The following is a 2,811-nucleotide window of genomic DNA, read 5'->3' as shown; positions in this document are numbered from 1 at the left end:
GTCACCGGCGCGCAGCACGCCGTCGCCGAAGTGGGCGGCCAGGGCCAGCCCGCCGGTGACCACCGAGATCGCCTCGGCCGTGGACAGGGTGCCGCTCGGCGACTTCAGCTTCGTGCGTCCGTCGAGGGTGATCCCGTCGCGCAGCTCGCGGAAGACGGTCACGACACGGCGGATCTCGTCGGCGCCGTCCGGCAGGGCCGGCAGGTCCAGGGAGCGGCCGATCTGCTCGACACGGCGCGCGACGATGTCGACCTCGGCCTCGGGGCTCTCCGGCAGCGGCAGCACCACCGTGTTGAAGCGGCGGCGCAGGGCGCTGGACAGGTCGTTGACCCCGCGGTCGCGGTCGTTGGCGGTGGCGATCAGGTTGAAGCCGCGGACCGCCTGCACCTCCTCGCCCAGCTCGGGTATCGGCAGGGTCTTCTCCGACAGGACGGTGATCAGCGTGTCCTGCACATCGGCCGGGATGCGGGTCAGCTCCTCGACGCGGGCGATCATGCCCTGGGCCATGGCCCGCATGACCGGGCTGGGCACGAGGGCGTCGCGGCTCGGGCCGTGCGCCAGCAGCTGTGCGTAGTTCCAGCCGTACCGCAGCGCCTCCTCCGGTGTGCCGGCCGTGCCCTGCACCAGCAGGGTGGAGTCGCCGCTGATCGCGGCGGCCAGATGCTCGGAGACCCAGGTCTTCGCGGTGCCGGGCACGCCGAGCAGGAGCAGGGCGCGGTCGGTGGCGAGGGTGGTGACCGCGACCTCGACGACGCGGCGCGGGCCGACGTACTTCGGCGTGATCACCGTGCCGTCCGGCAGCGTGCCGCCGAGCAGATAGGTCGCGACGGCCCACGGCGACAGCCTCCAGCGGGGCGGGCGCGGACGGTCGTCGTGCGCGGCGAGCGCGGCCAGCTCGGCGGCGAAGGCGTCCTCGGCGTGCGGGCGCAGCGCCGTCGTCTCCTTCGCCGCCGCGGGCGCGGAGCGGCTCCGGCCCGGTGCGGCGGAGGCCGGTTCCACGGGCGCCGGTTCCGCGGGCGCCGGTTCCACGGGCGTCGGCTCCACGGACTCCACGGACACGGACATGGCGAGGCCCCCTCCAGCTCGGCCGGTTCGGATCTGGCGCCCACCGTGCACCACGGCACTGACAATGCGCTCCGACCTGCGCGGATGCGGATGCGGGACCGGTTGTCAGTGGCGGGATCTACCGTCGGCGGCATGACTCAGCAGGGGGTGCGCTGGACCGTGGACCAGGTGCTGGCACTGGCGCCTGACGAGGCGTCGCGCAAGGCGGCGAGCACGCTCGGAACGGCCGGCCCGTGGTCCGGGACGGGGAGGTCCGGCGAGGGGACGGTGTGGGGGCTGTGCAAGGGCAGCGGCGGCAGCCCGTACCGGACGGCCGTCGACCTGGCGGATCCGTCCGGACCGGCGTACACGTGCAGTTGTCCGAGCCACAAGGTCCCGTGCAAGCACGCGCTCGGCCTGCTGCTGCTGTGGGCGGGCGACGACGGCGCGGTGCCGCCCGGGCGGGCCCCGGACTGGGCCGTGCAGTGGACGGCGGGCAGAAGGAGGCGGCCGGCGGGGGGACGGGCGGCCCGGGCGGCCGGGTCCGGCTCCCGCTCCGCCGATCCACGGGCGGCGCGGCGCAGGGCGGAGCGACGGGCCGAGCGGATCACCGCGGGGGCGACGGAGCTGGAGCAGCGCCTGGCCGACCTGCTGCGCGGCGGCCTGGCCGCGGCCGAGCAGGCGGGGTACGGGCTGTGGGAGGAGACGGCGGCCCGCATGGTCGACGCACAGGCTCCCGGGCTGGCCTCACGGGTGCGGGAGCTGGGGGCCGTCCCCGCGTCGGGGCCGGGCTGGCCGGTGCGGCTGCTGGAGGAGTGCGCGCTGCTGCACCTGCTGGCCCAGGGCTGGCTGGGCCGTGAGCGGCTGCCCGAGGACCTGGCGGCGACGGTCCGCTCCCGGGTCGGTCTGCCCGCCTCCGCGGACGGCCCGCCGGTGCGGGACCACTGGCTCGTCCTCGCCCAGTACGACACCGCGGACGCCAGGCTGACCACCCGCAGGATCTGGCTGTACGGCACCGGCTCCGGCCGTACGGCCCTGCTGCTCTCCTACGGCGCCGCCGGCCGCGCACCGGAGCTGGCGCTGCCGGTGGGGCTGGCCCTGGACGCGGAGGTGTCCGCGTATCCGGGCGCCGGGCAGCTCCGTGCGGCCCTGGGCGAGCGGTTCGCTCCCCCGGCGCCCACACGGGCCCGCCCGCCCGGGGTGACGACGGCGCGCGCGGTCGCCCGCTACGGCGAGGCGCTGCGGGCCGATCCATGGCTGGAGTCGGTCCCCGTGACGCTCGAGGAGGTCGTGCCGGTCCCGGACGGCGAGTCCTGGCAGCTGGCCGACGCCGGCGGCGACTGCGCACTGCCCCTCGCTCCCGCGGCCCGCACACGTCCGGGCCTGTGGCGGCTGGTCTCCCTGTCGGGCGGCGCGCCCGTCACCGTCTTCGGCGAGTGCGGCCACCGGGGCTTCACCCCCCTGGCCGCCTGGCCCCGGAACGAGAAAGCGGGCAAAGGGGAGGACGCGGGAGACACCGAGGGGGACAACGCGGCAGACCCCCAGGGGGAAATGGTGACGCTGTGCTGACATCCGATGCACCGTCTGCGACATCCGCCCCGGCGGTGCGTGCGACACGTCCGGCAAAGAGGTGACGTCCCGGCGAACGGCGAGGTCCCGCCGGCACAGCGGGAATCCTCCTGCACACGGCACGGACGGCACGACGCAGAAGCGCAGAAGGACGCGAGGACGACTCACCGGCTCCCCTTCCCCTCCCGTTCCCCCTCC

Annotated in this window: 2 protein-coding genes; one reads left to right on the top strand and one right to left on the bottom strand. The window is 75.9% G+C overall.

Annotated elements, in window-relative coordinates:
* The coding region (locus CCN35_RS27055) for an ATP-binding protein (RefSeq protein WP_245863552.1) at positions 1-1,065 on the bottom strand (1,065 nt) is incomplete at its 3' end.
* A 132-nt stretch (positions 1,066-1,197) separates the two neighbouring features.
* On the opposite strand from CCN35_RS27055, the gene CCN35_RS27050 reads away from it, so the two are divergent.
* Positions 1,198-2,613 carry an SWIM zinc finger family protein gene (locus tag CCN35_RS27050; protein WP_086794668.1) on the top strand — a complete coding sequence of 472 codons (1,416 nt, stop codon included), beginning with the start codon at positions 1,198-1,200 and terminating at the stop codon, positions 2,611-2,613.
* The last annotated feature ends 198 nt before the right edge of the window (positions 2,614-2,811 follow it).

This window comes from Streptomyces thermovulgaris (assembly GCF_002155915.1).
GTDB lineage: Bacteria > Actinomycetota > Actinomycetes > Streptomycetales > Streptomycetaceae > Streptomyces > Streptomyces thermovulgaris.
The sequence above is the reverse complement of the archived record's forward strand: the minus strand, read 5'-3'. Positions and strand labels throughout refer to the sequence as shown.